The sequence below is a fragment of the Snuella lapsa genome (genome assembly GCF_039539345.1).
GTDB classification, from domain to species: domain Bacteria; phylum Bacteroidota; class Bacteroidia; order Flavobacteriales; family Flavobacteriaceae; genus Snuella; species Snuella lapsa.
The window spans coordinates 45,592-63,568 of the sequence record NZ_BAABCY010000012.1; the positions used below are offsets into that span (position 1 = coordinate 45,592).

Genomic DNA, 17,977 nt, shown 5'->3' on the forward strand with positions numbered 1-17,977 from the left:
TTAAAGTTGTACCTTGTGCGCATAAAATTTATGCAATAACATTTTAAAAAAAATAATGGAAGACGTATTAATAAACCTTGGCAACCAAATTAAGAGGGTTCGCAAAGAAAAAAACATGAGCTTAAGAGAAGTTGCAAAAAGATCTGGAGTGAGTATTGGCTTAATATCTAAGATAGAAAACTACAGAACAACACCATCGCTTCCTGTATTGCTAAAAATAATGCAATCTTTAGAAATAAACCTGTTAGAGCTCAATTTAAAACAATCTAAAGCAAAAAAATACATTCTTATCAGAAAAGGTAAAGGTAAAATTGAAGAGCGTGATGATTCAGAAGGTTTGGAATACACTTTTTTATTTTCAAATCATATACCCGAAAGCACCTTAAGAACATATCTCATTAAAATAAATGATGGCGTATACAGAAAACCGGTTGCCGGGGATACTTATGAAATGGCTCATGTACTGCATGGCAAACTAGACTATATTCTTAACAAGGAAGTGGTAACCCTTAATGAGGGAGACACTATATTTTACGACGGCTTATTACCTTTGGGATGGAACACCAAATATGACACTAACGCAACTCTATTGAAAATGTACTGGATTAAACGATAATGCTTGGTTTAAGACAACCTGAAAAAATAAGTTTCTACCATACGAGTTGCGCATAACTGCAAGTGAAAGCTTTCGGACTCACCTTACCAAGCTAAAATGTCCTTTATAAATTTTAACATCTCCGTTGGTCTTTACGAGTTCGGCGACGTACCAATAGTCGGAAGCAGGTAGTTTGGCTCCCCTAAACAATCCGTTCCAACTATTTTCCTTTGCATTAATTTGCTTTAGTAGTTTTCCATAGCGATCGTAAATAGACACTTTGGACGCATTGGTATAATCATAGCTTAATCCTAATATTTGCCAGGTATCGTTATAACCATCGTCGTTAGGAGTGAAAAACTTTGGAAACCCTAAGATAAATAGCTCTATTTCTGTGATTCCACAGCCTTCTTTACTTCTAACATACACTGTATGTGCTCCTGCTAATACATTATTGAAATATGGTTCGTCTTGATAAGGGCCAAATTCATCATCTAAAGCAAAATCATATCCTTTGCTCTCTACATTATTAATGGTTATACTGTTATTATTTGTATTCTCAACAATATCAATATCGTCTAGACTAGTTGTTGGTAATGTAGACTCTGAAACATGTACTACTCTAGGCAATGAGGAACATCCCAAATTTGAAGTTGCGATTACCGTATAATCGTCTGGCACGGCTACAACAATTTGAGCTTGGACGCCTATCTCTTCTCCTGCACTGTTAGTCCACCTATAACTATAATCATTGGATTGTGCACTGTAAGTTTCTAATACAATTGATTGTACCAAATTGGTACAAACCACCCTGTCTTCATCTACTTCAAATTGAGGCAGTGGATTTACAACAAAATCCAGTTCAACCGAGGCATAACAATCTGAATTCAAAGGGTTAATTACGGTAGCGGTAATGATCTGCGTAGGCGAAACAAAGGGGTTTGGCAATGGTGTCGGCAATACACTACCATCGGCACTGGTATAAACCACATCCATTCCTGATTGACCTCCTAAAATGGCTGATTGAATTGTAGAAGTATCAAATTCACCTAGCCCATCTGTTGTATCTACTCCATTATCACATAGTGGCGGTATAATAACAGGAAAAGCTTGTGGTTGTTGATCTACCGAAAAAGTTATTTGTGTTTCATCATAACAAGAAATGTTGTTATTGGTATTTGTAGCGGTGTTGGTTACCCTTGCTGTTATGGTCTGTGTTTCTGTTCGAAATATACTTGGAAAAGGACTTGAAATTGGATTGCCATTAAAATCCTGTAACGGATTGCCTGAAGTGTCAAAATACTCAACCAAAACATTAGTCTGTCCTTGCAATAAATCGGATTCTAAATTAGAGGTATCGAAGGGATAAGATATACTATCGTCTGTTGGATCGTCCTCGCATTGCACCGCAAAAACCACAGGATGGGCAATTGGCAATGCTTCTACCGTTAACGTTACGTGATTCCCCAGCCCCAAACAAGCGTTTAAAACATTACTGTCTACACGCACATAAATATCTTGTTGATTAGGGTAATCTTCATTTCTGTGGTTACTAATATCCGATATAGGGTTTATTTCCGTTAAAGCATCTACTTCATTGTTATAAAAACTAACGGTAATATCCCCTCCGGAAAACAGAGCTTCTATTTGGGCTTTTGCATCACTAAAATCAAAAGTTACTATTCCATTGCGCTTATCACCATCAACTTGCTCATCATCACAAACCACATATTGTAAGGCTTGAAAACTTGAAGGGATTTGCGACACGCCCACTACCAATTGTATCCTAGCTGCTTTGTAGCAACCAAAACTATTTTCCAACCGCGCAAAAATTTCATTATCTGGGGAACTTAGATTTGGATTATTGGGATAATCCAAAAAATTTGTTATTCTATCTGTCAGCAATCCCGTTTGTACCTCGGCCAAAGTTTGATAATAGGTGATTTCCAATCCTGTTTCATTAGTTATAAGGATATTGGCCTCGGTTAAATTAAACAAAGTTTCTCCATCGGTATCGTCATCACATTGCTCAAGGGTAACACCTGTTGCTAACAGTACTGGCGTAGGTAGTATCACTATATTAAATGATACATCGGTATAGCAATTTGTATTTGCATTGTTACTTATCCTCACAAATATCTCCTGCTGATTTAAAACGCTATTGCTATAGGTTCCTGGACTGACTATGGATATAGTTCTGGAGCTATCTTCAAAATAGGCAAATGTATAATCTGATGCTAATCTACCATTCAATAATAGCGCTTCATGTTGCATGAGATTAAATGTAAAAACCCCATCATTATCATCGTCACATCCTTCTAAATCAGGAATATCAGTTTGTGCCAATGGCGCAACTGTTTCGCTAACGGTTACATTTACGGGAGTTCGTACATCACTTTCACACCCCAATAAAGTTTGTGTCGCATAGTAAGTAGCGTTAACTAATGAATTTGTAGTATTTAAAGATACCCCGCCAATTGCATTTGCGTACCACTTAATGTCTGTTCCTGTTACACTAATATCGGCTATTGTTGCATTATCTATATCGCAAAAAAACTGATTTGGAATAGCTGTAGGTGATGCTGTGTTTTGTACTGTAGCGACAACGGGGGTTCGGGCATCTGAAACTCTCCAGCTACCATCAAAAGCTTCTGCATAAAAAGTTGTTGTAGCAGTTATTATAGGCGTGACAAAGGTTGTCCCAGTACCTAAAAAGTTGCCTCCACTTGGCGCATCGTACCAATTGATACTTCCTGTTGATGGCGTAGCTGTTAAAGTACCCGATCCATTAAAACATACAATATCTTCTGTAACATTTAACACTTCAGGTGTTGGCAAAACAGAAACCGTAACGGTTCCTTGATCGCATATATTAGGAAACTGCTTGTCGCATAACTCGTATACAATGGTATAATCCCCAACTGGTGTGTTAGCTGTTAAATCTACAGTGCCATCATTGTTAAGCGTTATACTTCCGGTTGCATCTGGATTAACAATAGTCATTGATACATCATTTAAAGTTACTGGGGTAGCATCTTTTGTATCGTTGTCCAATACATTTAAAAGGACTACTTCTCCTGTATCACCGTGAGCATCGGGCGCTTCATCATTATTAGCTTGAATATCTGGTGGTATAAGGCTACAGATATTGTCGTAGGTATCTTTTACATCTGCTGCTGTAGACCTGTTATCCGTAACATGGATATAGGCTATCTGCCCGTTAGTATCCTCATTTGGTGCTGGCGTACCTGGTAAATTGTCTCGTGCAAAAATGAGGCTGCTACTAAACTCATAATAATTACTTGAATCATTATAGGTTGTCACCAAATTATCATTTACGTAAACATCAATAACATTTGTAGCGGCATTCCGTGTTAAGGTCAAGAATGTAAATTGCGAACTGCTGAAGACATTGGAAGCTATATTTCCTGTTGGATAAAAATTTAGGTTGGAACCATAGGCATATATACCATTGTCTGATTGTCCGTTGGAAAAATCAATTATCCGGTAATATGTATTATTTACAACTTGATTAAACTTTATTATAATTGTAATGGTATAGTTACTAAAGTCATCTCCACTATGCCTTGTATATTTTAAGCCCGTTTTTTGTCTAAAATTATAGACACTTTTTCTTGCCGATGTACAAAAGGGCGACATGGCCACATTAGATGTATAAAAGTTTGAAGAAGCACTGGGATACCCAGAGTTTCCATTTTCATTATAATCTACTTCAGACAGGTATTTTGAACCGGGCATATAATTAGCAGGATCGGAATTAACCAATTCTTCGTTTAAAAAGAAAAAATGATGATCTGTTTGAGCATAAAGCAAACACCCTAAGAAAAAGACAAATACCACCAAGAATCTTTTTAAAACCATAATCCGAAAATTGCTTTATACAATATCTTTTCTAAACCTAACTATATCTATTGGCAGATTTTTTAAATTGTAATTTCAACAGACCAGTTCGCTTTTTTATAAATATCTAAAACAACTCTTCCATTAAAACCTTCGTCTGTTCTAAATGTAACTTCAATTTGTTTATTTGGAAATTGTACATTCTTCATAATCATGTATGCGCCATCCCTTTCTACCAAACTTTTCCCAGAATCTGATATATTTACTATACTTGGCATTATTTGCCTGCCGTTATATTTAAAGGATATTCTAATAACATTTATTTCTGGTGCTGTAATAATGCTAGGATTCTCTCTGGCAAATACATTTTTAATTTCCCTTTTCGATATGACGGCATAAGAATATTTGTATTCCCCTATATAACCCCCATTCTCAAAATAGCTATTTTGTATAGTAACTTCTCCTGAGACTTTATCCCTTAGGATTAACTTTCCTTTGCCATCCATTTTCCCTTTACTAAACTCTCCGGTATAAGTATTTCCATTTCCCCATTTGTAAGTACCGTCACCATGTGGCACCCCTTTTTTAAACATTCCTGTATAAGAATCTTCAATGCCATGAGCTTCACCCTTTCCGCTTGCTAAACCTTTTTTGCATTCTCCTGTATAACTTTTATTAATAGCTTCTAGTTTTACTACACAAGTTGATTGCGACAAACTGAATTGCATAAAAAGCAGGTTCAAAACAATTATTGGAAAAAGCGTTTTCATAAGTCTTAATATATTTTTATACCTCATTTTCGAAATTAATTAGGGCAATTTGTGTCGATTACAGAATTTCCCTCTAAGTTCCAACCAGAGTCAATGTCTATGCACAAATGATTTAAAGCTGTAACCGCTACATCTACTGTTCTTGGGGTATTATCGTAATTCTTTATAGTTTCTACAGTACTAACCTTAGCATCTTTCCATACTGTATTTGTCAATGTACCATCATATCCATTAGGACTTGAATCTATGATATCTGTTCCCGATCCTTCATTAAGTTTCCAATGCAACAAAACATTGGCATATTTTGGATGGGTATTATCTAAAACTTTGCATTTCCATTCCTGAATTTCAGACTCTTCTAACAAACTATTGTATAGTCTAACTTCTGCGACATATCCTTTGTACTTCCAATTAAAATTCCCATCTGCTCCTATGGTAAATGGTAAGTTGTTATCTATATTACCGATAGAAGCCATTGAGGCACTGCCCTTTATTACACCGTCTACATAAACTTTAAGCAAACCATCCCTATCAAATGTCGCACTTAGTGTATGCCATTCATTGTCTGTTATTTCACCTGCATTGACATCTACTCTATTTGTACCGTCCCCAACGTTCACTTTAAAATTTCCATTACTTGGCAAAAATGAAAATACAAAGCCTTTATTGTAACCACTAGCCCAGTTCTTTTTACCCAAAACACCAACATCTCCAGGTAAAGACGACCTTAGCCTACACTCAATAGAAAAGTCTTGATTTTCTCCAAAATTAAAATCCGTATTGTGAGGGACTTCGGCATAGGCATTATCAAACCATAACTCGGTATCACTATTTAAGCAGTTGTTTGCTGGTGGAATAGTTACTTGCTCTTCTGTCGCCTTAATTTCCTTATTCGGAATAGTATCGCCACTTGCTATAACAAAAATGGTTCGTTCTTCGTCTGATGGCCCGCTATGTGATGTCCCTAAACCTCCATGATCTGTACTCAACAGGATTAACCAATTTTCATTGTGGTAGTTATCTCTATTCTTTAAAACTGAAATCATAGTTCCTATTTGGGTATCTACCGTTTCAATCGCACTTATGTAATTTGGGTTGTCTGGTGTAAAACCTGTGCTATGACCCGCAAAATCCACATTAGACAACTGAACGAACAATACTGTTGGATCATTATTGGTCAACTCATTTGCTACTGCATTTTTTACATCATCATCGGTATCTGAATTTATTACCACATCTGCTTGTAAGGATGCCATATAATCGTTTATGGGATTCCACTGAACAATGGATACCGTTCTGTACCCTGGATTAGCTTGTTCTACATGTTTAAAAAAATGCGGGTACGCACCAAAGTTTGGGTCGGAATAGGAATTATTGGTTACGTTGTGCTTATCTTGCCACACACCACTTAACATTGAGGTCCATCCTGGACCACTACTTGTTGTAAATAAACAACGTGCGTCTAAAGAATAAGTAGCATTCGAAATTAGTGCATCTACATTTGGCGTATTAGCAACCATTAAACCATCTGGACGACAGCCATCAATGCCAATTATAAGCACTTTATTCTTAACCACTTCTGGTTCTGGATCCGGATCAGTGATTTCTTCGCTATTGGTCGATCCAGAACAACAAACAGTTATAAGGCAAACTGAGCTAATTAAAATAATATAGCCTATTTTTTTAATATTCATGATTGCATATATTATGGTAGAACACCCACCTTTAATAAGTAATTATTTAAAGATGGGTGTCATTGATTCAAAATTAACTACTACTTCAAAAAGTATTTTTAAGGTACTGGCTGTCCTACGGGAGGTAAATCTTCGGTTACCCAGTTATTGTCAAAAGTTCTATTAAACAACATTACCTCGGTTACCTTAATTGGTACATCTTCACTACCATTATCTATAAAAAGTAAGACTTTAGATAAATCAAACGTATGGTTAGGGTCATCCAAACCAGAACTACCAACTAAAATTCTTTGTCCATCAATATACGCCCTGTAATCGGCCTCACCAACCGTTACAACAATTCTATGCCAGGTATCTGCTTGAATGGCTCCTCCTCCGGAACTTCCTACACCTCTACCCCATAACCCTCCTGAAGGACTTATATAAGTAGAACCATCTCCTGAAATATCGAGTCTCGTATGGAATAGGTTTGAATATGCTCCATAAGATGATGCAGGTACGCTAACATCGAAAACAAGGGTATAGTTATTCACCTTGCTCCCTCCTAAGGTAGCAGGTAAATTATGTATCAACTCAAAGTAGCTTCCACTTGCTGTAAGCACAGCTCCATCTCCTGAAGCCATTCCTGAAGTAGCACTATGCGAACCCGATCCTCCATCTTTGTCCTTTGGCACTAAATCTGTACCAATTGTTGCCTTGCCTAAATTTGAAGTATCGTCGAACTCCCATTGCCCAACAAGTATATCTGCTGCCGGAGGTAATGGTAGTACAGATGCCACTATAAAGAATGCTGTTCCAATAGAATCATCTGCATATACAATATTGAACTTTAAGGCTTTTGATGAGCCTGGCCCAATCTCAAGTTCAGCAAGAGAAGTAGTCATCGATAATTTAAACTTATCTCCTGAGGCCTCAGCAGAGGTAAAGTTTAAAAGAATGTCTCCAGTTGAACCATCCATAATCTCAACACTATTAATCTGCTTTGAAAGAAACAAATTTAGAACAACTGGCTGCTCACCTTTAAATCGTTCTTCTTTTGTACGATCATATTTTAACTCATCTATTTCTGCTTGAGTATACGACAACCCCGTTTTAGGGTTTGGGTTATCGAAATAATGCTCAAAATTGGACAAATACCTTTCATCGGCCCAACCTTGACCGTCATTACTATCGCAATTGGAGAGTACAACTGTACAAACAATTACAAAAAGTGGCACAAATAATCTTCTATGTATATTTAAATATTTCTTCATCATTTTAAATAGTTTAATCTTTAACTTCCCAAATTTCAAAGTCAATATCATCTGAATCTACACCGAATTGCCTATTTAAGGCTTCTATATAATTATCTGTGTTATCGGAGTTTTCAGAACCAGGATAAGACCAGCGAATTGGATAACCGGGATCGGCTCCAACATTAAAACCAGAAAATGATAGGTCTGGCACTCCTGTCCTCCTAAAGTTAAAGAATGATTCATCGCCAGAGTTCTCTGCAAAGGCTATATACTTTTGCTCTAACAATCTTGTTAATCCAGCATCTCCAGCAATATATTCAGAATCTGAATCGCTCAAAAAACTATTGATGTCCCCACTATCTACACCGTACCAATTCATAGAACCAGCAACGGCATTATCGTAATGTTCTTTTGCACTAACAGAAATCCAACCGCGATGTGCTGCTTCTGCTATGCAAAACTCTTGTTCCCAATAACTTATCCATACCCCAGGCTGTCCTACATAATTCCAGTACTTCTCTTCATTTGGTAAAGAAAGTTCCCCATCTAATCTTAGTGTAATGTTATCGGCTGGGCTTATGGTAGGGTCTGCACCAGTATAAGAATCTGGATTAGTGAAAACATCTGGATTACCTGGATCTGCATCAATAGATGCTTGTGTAGGATCTGCAACTACAAACAACCTTGGGTCTTCATATTCTTTTAACAAGTTGACATAGGTTGACGCATACACTACCGATTGTCTATAAACAGCTATATCTGGGTTATACGTTTGCTTAAAGTTGTCTTCATTTCTATAGGTTAACTCAGCATTATCTGCAATACTTTCCATTAAAGGATACTGGCTTGGATTATTAACTATTCTAGCAAAACGCCCTTTAACATCTAATTGGCTATCATTAGCCTTTTTGCTAAGAGAAATTAAAATTCGTAAGGTATAAGCATTGATAAGTTTTTGCCAATTACTTAATTGTCCATTAAAGTATGCATCTCCAGCCAAATTATAACCTTGATTGTCTGCAATATAATCTCCCAATTCTAAGCTGGCTTCATCTAACATATCCAGCGCCCCTATGTATACCTGTTTTTGGGTATCGTAAACTGGTCTAGGCACTTGTTGCCCCAACAAAGCTTGAGAAAAAGGAACATCTCCCATTCTTCTGGTCATTTCAATGTAAGCTCTTGCTGCATAAAACTTACCTAAAATTTTGTATATAGGTGCATTATTAGCATCTGCTGCTTCATTCATTTTTTCAATATTCCTTAAATCTGAGTAACCTCCAAAACTACCTCCAAATCCACTACGGAAGTTGATATTGTATTCACTATCTGTAGACACCCATATGTGATACTGCATACGAATATAACTATCTGTAAAAGATGTTGTAACTCCAGGAGTCAAACCAGTGAATAAAAGTGAGGGGGGAACTGATGTAGGGTTGTTTGGGTTTTCCCTTAACTCTTCATAATCCAAACAGCTATGTAAACTGCTTAATACAAATATTAGCAGTAATACCTTTATATATTTTATAGTTTTCATATCCTCTTTTTTTAGAATTGTAAGTTTACGTTAAAACCAAATGACCTTTGCGATGGCTGCTGTAAATTGGTATCTCCTGTGCTAAGTGTATATGTATCTAAATCTCCATAGGTATCATCCTTAGTCCAGTAAAGTAAGTTTCTTCCAACTACTGATATTGAGGCTGCCTTAATAAACGTATTTTCTAACATCTTTCTTGGGAAGGTATAAGTAACACTAGCCTCTCTTAATTTCGCAAATGTTTTTTCGATAATATTACTTCTCCAATCTCCCATATAACCTTGTGCCCATTGTTGGTAATTTACTTTTGTTTCATTAGGAACAAATTCTCTGGTATCTTCAATTACATTGCCATCTGGATCCCATGTTACATCTCCCGAAACTACTTGCATACCCGGTATTAGCATGGTTCGAGCATCACCACCAGTTGCAAAGGCAATATTTGATAAATCTCTTTCTGGATGCACAGATTCTGGGTGTGAACCTGAACGCCATAAATCACGCTCGTAACGATCAAAAGTGATACCTCCAAAACGTCCATCAATTAGAAAATTCATAGACCAATTTTTGTAACGAATGGTGTTATTAAAACTTGCCGTAAAATCAGGCTGGGTGTTTCCTAAGTCAATAGCTGGGGTACTTACTGGCAATCCATTTGGCCCAATAATTAACTGGCCATCTGCTGTACGATCCCATGTGTTCCACCAATAATGATTTAATTCTCCTCCTACAAAAGTCCTTCCTTCTCTTTCGGGTATGGTTCCATCTTCAAGTGGTGGTAAAGAAATTAAATAACGTGTATATTTATCCACATTGAATAGCATAGACCATTCAAAATCATCTGTCCTTACGGGCACAACACTAATAGAGGCATCAAAACCACGTGTTTCGGTTTTTCTTCCATTTTGTAAAATCCCTGAATACCCTGAAGCGCTTGAAAAACTTTGTGTAAATATTTGAGGTCCAAAGGTGTTTTCGTAATAAGAGAAATCAATACCAAAACGTCCATTAAACAACTTTAATTCGGCACCATATTCAACAGAAGCGTTAAACTCAGGTCTTAGGTCTGGGTTCTCCAATCTACTTGGATACGAGGCCGTAGGTATGTTTCTCCATCGACCAGTACCAAATTCATTTGTAGCTTCGAATATGCCAAAATCGTCACCTACACTAGCATAGGCTGTTCTCACTTTTAAGAAACTTATAAAATCTGGCATTTCGAACGCATCACTTAATACCGCACTCATATAAACTGAAGGGTAAAAGAAACTATCGTTGCCTTTTATTAAAGTTGAACTTTTATCTATTCTTGCCGTAGCTCCAACAAAAAGTAAATTTTTATACGATAAATCAAAAGAGGCATAACCACTATATACTCCTTTATAAGCCGTCGAACTATTAGGCGTTACTGGATCTACAGAATTTTGCAACGTAAATATCTCTGGAACAATTAATTGAGTTGTACTAGCGCTTTCGCTAACTGTTTTTAAATAGCGTTGGTTAGCACCTAAAGTAGCATCTATACCAAAATCACCATTAAAAAATTTCTGGTTATAGGATAATAAGAAATCGGTATTGTTCTCAAAATATCTAGTATGGTTATATCTAAAGCGTCCTCCACGATCTGGAATATCATAATTATAAATATCTTTAGATATTTCCTCATTATTAGTAAGATCATAAGAATTTAATGTGGATCTTACATGTATATTTAAGTTATCTGAAAACTTATAATTAAACTTTAAATAGGTAAGGATATCGTTTTTTATCCAAGGCCGTTTCCATGCATGCGCCAAAGCATACGGGTTATTGAAACGCCATTTTTCAACGAAGTTTTGCGCTATCCCTTCTTTACCTTCTTGCCATACTTGTCTAAAGTTTCGAACATCATAATGTGCTCCACCCCATATCGTCAAGTTATATAGTGGCGATGTTGGCCCATAAACACCTCTAATTCTGTTATCTGAATTTTGATGGTTAAATTGTAAAGAGCCATCTACCGAAGCTTTGTCTGATATATCTAAATGACCTGCTAAACGAATGGTATTAATATCCAACCGTTGTCCTGGAGTTGAAGCTTTTGAATACCTGTATGTATCAGAAATAGCGAAGTACCCACGCTCAAAATTACTTTGTACGGTAACATTATGTGTAGACACAACACCTACATCCATAAAATTCTTTAGGTTATCCTCTCCCCTAGATATCCAAGGTGTAGGAATTCTATATCCGGTTTCGGGATCTATAGGTGAGTCGAATTGTTCTATTAAACGTCCATCAAATTTAGGTCCCCAAATAGAGTGGTCTACATCATTTTGACCTCCCCCTAAGGTTAAGCCATCACCTCCAGCAATACCACCACCGTAACGGTATATCCCATTATTTCCAGGTCCGTATTCGGTTTGAGCATGTGGAATTCTTAAAAAGCCCGTTTGAAAGGTATTGGAAGTGTTATAGGTAATTACAGTTCCTTGCTTTCCCTTACCTGTTTTCATTGTTACTTGCAAAGCTCCATTTTTACCCAATGATCCATAAAGTGCTGATGCTGCAGCTCCCTTTAAAACTGTTATGCTCTCGATATCGTCTGAAGACAGGTTCCAAAAATCACTATTGGGTTGCGGTACACCATCAACCACAATCAAAGGCCTTTCTCCCCTTAAGTAAATTTGTGGATCTGAAAAGAAATCTGCGCTATTGTTGGTTACAATTACACCTGCAACCTTACCTGTTAAACCTTCAACAAAACTGGGAGGCTGTGCTTTAGTTAAGGCTTCTCCTGCAACTTCTTGGGTAGCAAAACCTACCTTACGTCTTTCTTTTCTAATTCCTAATGCTGTTACAACAACCTCTTCTAATAGTGCTGCATCTTCCTTAAGTATAACATTAATTACATCATCATCACCAACAGTAATTTTTAATGTTTTCATCCCAATATAAGAGAATTCAAGGACATCTCCTTTATTAGCATTAATGGTGTAATTACCATCAAAGTCTGTTTGTGCTCCTGTTGATGTACCTTCCTTAATTATATTAACTCCAGGTAAAGGCACATTACCTATATCGGTAACTGTTCCTGTAATTATCCTTTTTTGTTGATCTTGAACATCAACATAAACTGGTTCTTCTTCTTTCTCTTTTAGAACAATTGTATTACTATTGGTGAATTCAAAATTGAACACCTCGCTAACAAGGCTCTTTTTTAAAAGCTGGTTGGTTCCAATAACACCTTTTTTTAGAGGTACTTTAGGAAAGTCCTTAAACATATCTATTTGATATATAAAGGTGTAATCTGTCTGATCCATTATAAGATCAAAAATTTCATCTACCGTTAATACTTTGTCCGTATTAATAATGATCTTCGTGTTTTGTGATAAGATATTACTAGGTGTAAAACTTAGTAGTGATGTGCAGAATAAGAATATAAAAGATCGCACCATAATAATTAGTAACTTCTTCTTAAACAGAAAAAGAAGATAGGTTGATTTAATTTTCATAAATTTGCATGTTATTGATTGGTTAAATTTTTAATTAATTAGTAATTCTAAAAAAGAGGGGTAAAGCGTTTACTTTGGCGAGCTAATTCTTTGCACTCTCTTTTTGCTTTTTATTTAATAATTATCGTATTGTTTTTTATCTCATAGGCATTTATAAAATTTGTGTTTTTAATTATTGTTAGTATTTCTTCTAAATCTTGATTTTTACTTAACACACCTTTAAAAAGTATGTCTTCCATGCTCTTTTCAGCAAATACCATCTCTACATCGTACCACCTTGACAATACTCTAGCAATTTCTTTTAAAGATTTGTTTTTAAAACTGAAAAAACCGTCACGCCATGATATTTCGGCTGCTACGTTAACTTTCGATATTTCAACAGCTTTAGTTTCCTTATTTAAAACAGATTGTTGACTAGGTTTTAGTGCTTTCTTTTGGATTTCATTATCCAAAACTACTTTCCCCTCAACCAAGGTCGTATAGACATAAGCTTCATCTTGATATGCCTTAACATTAAATTCTGTTCCTAAAACCTCGATTTCTTGTTCTCCTGTAAGCACCTTAAATACGGCTCCTTCATGATCTGTGCTTGGAGACACATCAAAATACGCTTCTCCATATACCAATTCTACACTTCTAGTTTCTCCTTTAACAAAAAACTTAGGATATTTTAATTGTGACTCCGAATTTAGCCAGACTTTTGTCCCATCTTCCAACGCAACAAAAAACTGACCTCCTCTTGGTATTGTTAGGTAATTGTAAACTACTTTGGAAAGCCCTTCTTTATTGCTATTTACTGCCTCGTAAACAATTTTTTCTCCATTACTTTTTACATTGGAATTTGAGTAGGATTGTCCTTCTTCCAGAATAACATTAGAGCCATCCTCAAGAGTTAGTGTTGCCTTGTCCGTTCCTATCTTTATTATACTATTGGTTACAGAAACCTCTTGTCGTTCTATAGGTGCATCTCCTTCTTTATTTATAAATAAAAATACAGCAAGTAATAATACAACACTTGCAGCCACCGCATACCTAAACCAAGGTTTAATACTTCTTGTCGTATTATTCTCCTTTAACTTATTGGAATACTCCTGTTCCCTTAACTGTGCTATGGATTCAGGGAATTGTATCTTGCTCTTAATCTTTATCCAATCGGCTTCACTCCTACTTGAAGCTGTAAGAACCCAAGCTTTTTTTAATTGAATGAACAATTCTTTATTTTCAGATGAGGCCTCGACCCATTGAAATAAAATGGTTGCTTCCTCTTCGGAAGCATTATTTGAAAGGTATTTAAATATTAGGTTATCCATTAAACGAGTTTTTCGCGTCATTAGTTTGTACACCTCAAACTCTGAATACCCTATATTAAAAGTTTATTTTTTTTATGAATTATTGAAAACGATAACAAAAAACACCGATAAATAGTGTGCTAACTTCAAATTGAGTTCCTTGGTAGCCCGTGTCATATTAGCTTCTACCGCCTTAACGGAAACCCCTAGTTCTTCTGCTATTTCCTTATTTTTTTTATTTTCTATTCGACGTTTTATAAAAACCTCTCTACAGCGTTCTGGCAAATCCTGAATAGCCTTATCTATTGTTTCTTTTAATTCGGTAAGATTCATGGAATCAAAATTCAACGCATGTAAGACCTCTTGGCTTAACTGTCTTTCTTTTTCCTGTAATTTAAAATCCCTATACTTAGAAACAACTTTATTATGTCTAATTAGATTCAAACAATTTGACTTAGCAGCCGTATAAAGGAATGCAGGTATACCTGTTTTTTTACTTATCTTTTCCTTATTAAGCCACAATTTAATAAAAGCCTCCTGAGCAACACTTTTGGCCTTATCTTCATCGTGTAAAAACTGCACACAAAAACCAACAATGTTATTGTAGTATTTGTCAAAATAAAATTTAAAAGCTACCCCATCTCCCCGTTTAAAACGGAGAAACACAGATTCTCTAGCAGATAAGACTCTCTCTGTCATGTTTAACCCTCAAGTAACTAATTTAAATATATAAAAAATTCACGGCTTTAACTAATTGCATTTAAAATTAATCAACCTTCCTTTTTATTAGAACGTGCATTGGCACATTGTTGCCTAAAAACACCATCAAACGGATCAAAGTTACCAAAACGTTCCATACTAAACGAATCGATTTGTGTAAACAGCGGCATGTCGTAAATTAATTCAGCTATAATGCGTCCGTACCCTCCTGAAGTAGCTACACCAGCTCCCGAACAACCTGTAGCTACGTAAAGCCCTTCCATATTTTTTGCTTTTCCCAATGTTAATGATGCATCTGGTGTATAGGTAGAAATTCCTGAAATACAATGTGCTATTTCCATATCATGAAACTCTGGAAAAAATTCCTGAAATTTTTCACCTTCATCCATTAGTATATGCCAAGATTCGTCTTCTTTTATCATGTTATAACCGTGCATACTATTGGGTAAGGTTTTAGGATCCACGTGCAAACCGGCTCTATCCCGTATACCAAAAAGCAACGCTTCTCCTTCAGGTCTGCAATAAGTCGAGGCATCCGGAAAAATGGCCATTGGCTGGTGGGGATTAAATAAATCCGGTCTTCGTCCGGTTATCCAATAAATACTCCTTACCGGTGCCATTGGAATCGCCTCATTTACTTGCATAGACAACAAATTACTCCACGCACCAGCTGCATCAACCACTATATCACAGTTAATCACCCCATTATTGGTTCTTACACCTGTTATTTGATTGGCTTCGTACAAAATCTCCTCAACATCCGTATACTGCTTTATAGTTGCTCCACATATTTTAGCAGCCTTAGCATAGTTATTTGCTAAAACAGTCGATTCCATATAGCAATCGCCTTTCATAAAAGCTCCACCTCTCACTTCTGAAATATTTACCCAAGGCAACCTTTCCTTAACTTCTTCGGCAGTAATCCATTCATGCTCCAACCCAAACTCCTTAGCTATTTCCATGAGGTTCCTAACACTTTTTTCGGAAGCATCAGATGCAACCACATGCACACTTCCTACCTTCATAACGCCAGAAGGCTCTTCTAGCAGAACCTCCATCTCTTCTATGGCGGCCATGGTTTCCATAACTAAAGGAATGATTGGTCTTTTTGCTCTAGCCAAGGTTACCAGCGATGCAGCTGCTGCCGTATTACCACTACCAATATAATCGCGATCTACCAATGTCACTTCTGCATTACCCATTTTACTGACATAATAGGCCACTCCAGCCCCAATAGTACCACCACCAATACAACAACCTTTTTCATCATTGATTAAATATTTCGATATAACTCCTTTTTAATACTTCAAAAACGTTTACAAATTTAACATATAGTATACAATGTTTTCATAAAAATCAAATATTTAACCTAACATTAATCTTAAAACAACATTAAATCACTCTATTGGCTCAATATCCAATTCATATCAGATATAAAAGCACTAATGTTAAATAATTGTAATATATGTCAATTTTTATTTCTAAAAATTATATTAATTGTAAAATTATTTTACTTTTGTTAAAATTTTAAAGACAAATATTACAGAATACACAATGAAAATTAACGACAGAGAGTATCCGAAACAAAAAAAGACGATTATTGGCATATGTATGGACGGTACATCATACCCTTATTATGAAAAGGCTAAAGATGTTATGCCCAACTTACAACGTTTTATTAAAGAGGGTTCGTTTGGAATGGTAAAAAGCGTAATCCCTTCATTCACAAACCCAAACAATATGGCCATCACTACCGGTGTACCTCCTGTAGTTAATGGTATATGTGGAAATTTTTATTGGGACACAGAGTTACAGGAAGAGGTAATGATGAACGACCCAAAATATCTAAAAGTTCCTACTATCTTATCTGAGTTAAGTCATAATGGCCGCAAGGTTGCTGTTGTTACCGCAAAAGATAAATTAAGAAAAATGCTGGCTCATAATCTCGATGGCATTTGTTTTTCTGCTGAATTTGCCGATCAGGCAACGTTGGAAGAAAACGGTATTGAAAATGTTGAGAGCGATTTAATGGGTAAAGAGAGACCCGGTATATACGATCCCTACATCTCCGTTTATTGTATAGAAGCTGGCGCCAAACTTTTACAACGTGATCACTACGACGTTATGTACTTAACGACGACCGACTTTGTTCAGCATAAATATGCTCCCGGTAGTGAAGGTGCTAACGACTTTTTGGCGAAAATAGACCATTGGCTTGGAGAGCTTGACAAATTAGGCGCTATTGTTGGTGTAACGGCCGATCACGGTATGGAAGCAAAAACCAATGCCGATGGCTCACCTAAAGTACAATTTATAGAACAATTATTAAACGAACAGGGTATTAAAACGCGTGTTATCTTACCGATTACAGATCCTTACGTAGTACATCATGGTGCTTTGGGTGGCTATGGCACCTTATATCTTGATGACAAATCACAATTGGAAGCCGCGAAGACTTACCTGTTAAGTTTAGATGGTATTGAAAAAGTTTTAACCAATGCCGAAGCTGTTGAGGCTTATGAGTTACCTTCAGATAGAATTGGCGATTTAGTTGTGTTGTCTGATGCCGCTACAACCATAGGAAGAACGCCGGAATGGCACGACCTTGATAAAGTAAAAGAGGGCTTACGTTCACACGGTAGTGAACATTGCCAGGTAGTTCCAATGATCTTTAATAAGAAATTAAATGATGCCTATGCGGAAAAATTAGCCACCGGCACCTGTAGAAACTTTGATCTGTTCCATTTCCTTTCTAACGGATTTTAAACCGGAGTAAAAC

General features: G+C 36.4%; 11 protein-coding genes. 2 read left to right on the forward strand and 9 right to left on the reverse strand.

Annotation, left to right across the window (positions count from 1 at the left end):
* Window positions 1–55: 55 nt before the first annotated feature.
* Complete coding sequence (locus ABD792_RS01585; RefSeq protein ID WP_345003963.1) at window positions 56–616, forward strand: helix-turn-helix domain-containing protein; 561 nt, start codon at window positions 56–58, stop codon at window positions 614–616.
* Between the two features lie 78 nt (window positions 617–694).
* On the opposite strand, the gene ABD792_RS01590 is transcribed toward ABD792_RS01585, so the two are convergent.
* The 9 genes from ABD792_RS01590 to ABD792_RS01630 form a co-directional block, all read right to left on the reverse strand.
* Window positions 695–4,477, reverse strand: a complete 3,783-nt coding sequence (locus tag ABD792_RS01590) for a T9SS type B sorting domain-containing protein (protein WP_345003964.1) — start codon at window positions 4,475–4,477, stop codon at window positions 695–697.
* Window positions 4,478–4,539: 62 nt separating this feature from the next.
* Entirely contained in the window at window positions 4,540–5,226 is a 687-nt protein-coding gene (locus tag ABD792_RS01595) for an MORN repeat-containing protein (RefSeq protein WP_345003965.1), read from the reverse strand.
* A 35-nt stretch (window positions 5,227–5,261) separates the two neighbouring features.
* Window positions 5,262–6,920 carry an alkaline phosphatase family protein gene (locus ABD792_RS01600; RefSeq protein ID WP_345003966.1) on the reverse strand — a complete coding sequence of 553 codons (1,659 nt, stop codon included), beginning with the start codon at window positions 6,918–6,920 and terminating at the stop codon, window positions 5,262–5,264.
* A 98-nt stretch (window positions 6,921–7,018) separates the two neighbouring features.
* Window positions 7,019–8,176 carry a hypothetical protein gene (locus ABD792_RS01605; protein ID WP_345003967.1) on the reverse strand — a complete coding sequence of 386 codons (1,158 nt, stop codon included), beginning with the start codon at window positions 8,174–8,176 and terminating at the stop codon, window positions 7,019–7,021.
* A gap of 10 nt (window positions 8,177–8,186) precedes the next feature.
* A complete protein-coding gene (locus ABD792_RS01610) occupies window positions 8,187–9,695 on the reverse strand; it encodes a SusD/RagB family nutrient-binding outer membrane lipoprotein (RefSeq protein ID WP_345003968.1) in 1,509 nt (502 codons plus the stop codon).
* An 11-nt stretch (window positions 9,696–9,706) separates the two neighbouring features.
* Window positions 9,707–13,189 (reverse strand): SusC/RagA family TonB-linked outer membrane protein, encoded by a 3,483-nt coding sequence (locus ABD792_RS01615; protein WP_345003969.1) that lies wholly within the window; start codon window positions 13,187–13,189, stop codon window positions 9,707–9,709.
* A 110-nt stretch (window positions 13,190–13,299) separates the two neighbouring features.
* Window positions 13,300–14,499, reverse strand: coding sequence for a FecR family protein (locus ABD792_RS01620; protein WP_345003970.1), 1,200 nt, complete (start codon window positions 14,497–14,499; stop codon window positions 13,300–13,302).
* Between the two features lie 72 nt (window positions 14,500–14,571).
* Window positions 14,572–15,177, reverse strand: a complete 606-nt coding sequence (locus ABD792_RS01625) for an RNA polymerase sigma-70 factor (RefSeq protein WP_345003971.1) — start codon at window positions 15,175–15,177, stop codon at window positions 14,572–14,574.
* A 71-nt stretch (window positions 15,178–15,248) separates the two neighbouring features.
* On the reverse strand, window positions 15,249–16,487 hold the full coding sequence (locus tag ABD792_RS01630; protein ID WP_345003982.1) for an NAD(P)/FAD-dependent oxidoreductase: 1,239 nt from the start codon (window positions 16,485–16,487) through the stop codon (window positions 15,249–15,251).
* 265 nt (window positions 16,488–16,752) lie between these two features.
* Here ABD792_RS01630 and phnA point away from each other — a divergent pair, with 265 nt between their 5' ends.
* Complete coding sequence (gene phnA, locus ABD792_RS01635) at window positions 16,753–17,964, forward strand: phosphonoacetate hydrolase (protein WP_345003972.1); 1,212 nt, start codon at window positions 16,753–16,755, stop codon at window positions 17,962–17,964.
* Window positions 17,965–17,977 lie beyond the last annotated feature (13 nt).

Excerpts from the sequence above, each read along its gene's own strand:
- ABD792_RS01585 (WP_345003963.1), top strand. The coding sequence starts at position 56 with ATGGAAGACGTATTAATAAACCTTGGCAACCAAATTAAGAGGGTTCGC.
- ABD792_RS01590 (WP_345003964.1), bottom strand. The coding sequence starts at position 4,477 with ATGGTTTTAAAAAGATTCTTGGTGGTATTTGTCTTTTTCTTAGGGTGT.
- ABD792_RS01595 (WP_345003965.1), bottom strand. The coding sequence starts at position 5,226 with ATGAAAACGCTTTTTCCAATAATTGTTTTGAACCTGCTTTTTATGCAA.
- ABD792_RS01600 (WP_345003966.1), bottom strand. The coding sequence starts at position 6,920 with ATGAATATTAAAAAAATAGGCTATATTATTTTAATTAGCTCAGTTTGC.
- ABD792_RS01605 (WP_345003967.1), bottom strand. The coding sequence starts at position 8,176 with ATGATGAAGAAATATTTAAATATACATAGAAGATTATTTGTGCCACTT.
- ABD792_RS01610 (WP_345003968.1), bottom strand. The coding sequence starts at position 9,695 with ATGAAAACTATAAAATATATAAAGGTATTACTGCTAATATTTGTATTA.
- ABD792_RS01615 (WP_345003969.1), bottom strand. The coding sequence starts at position 13,189 with ATGAAAATTAAATCAACCTATCTTCTTTTTCTGTTTAAGAAGAAGTTA.
- ABD792_RS01620 (WP_345003970.1), bottom strand. The coding sequence starts at position 14,499 with ATGGATAACCTAATATTTAAATACCTTTCAAATAATGCTTCCGAAGAG.
- ABD792_RS01625 (WP_345003971.1), bottom strand. The coding sequence starts at position 15,177 with ATGACAGAGAGAGTCTTATCTGCTAGAGAATCTGTGTTTCTCCGTTTT.
- phnA (WP_345003972.1), top strand. The coding sequence starts at position 16,753 with ATGAAAATTAACGACAGAGAGTATCCGAAACAAAAAAAGACGATTATT.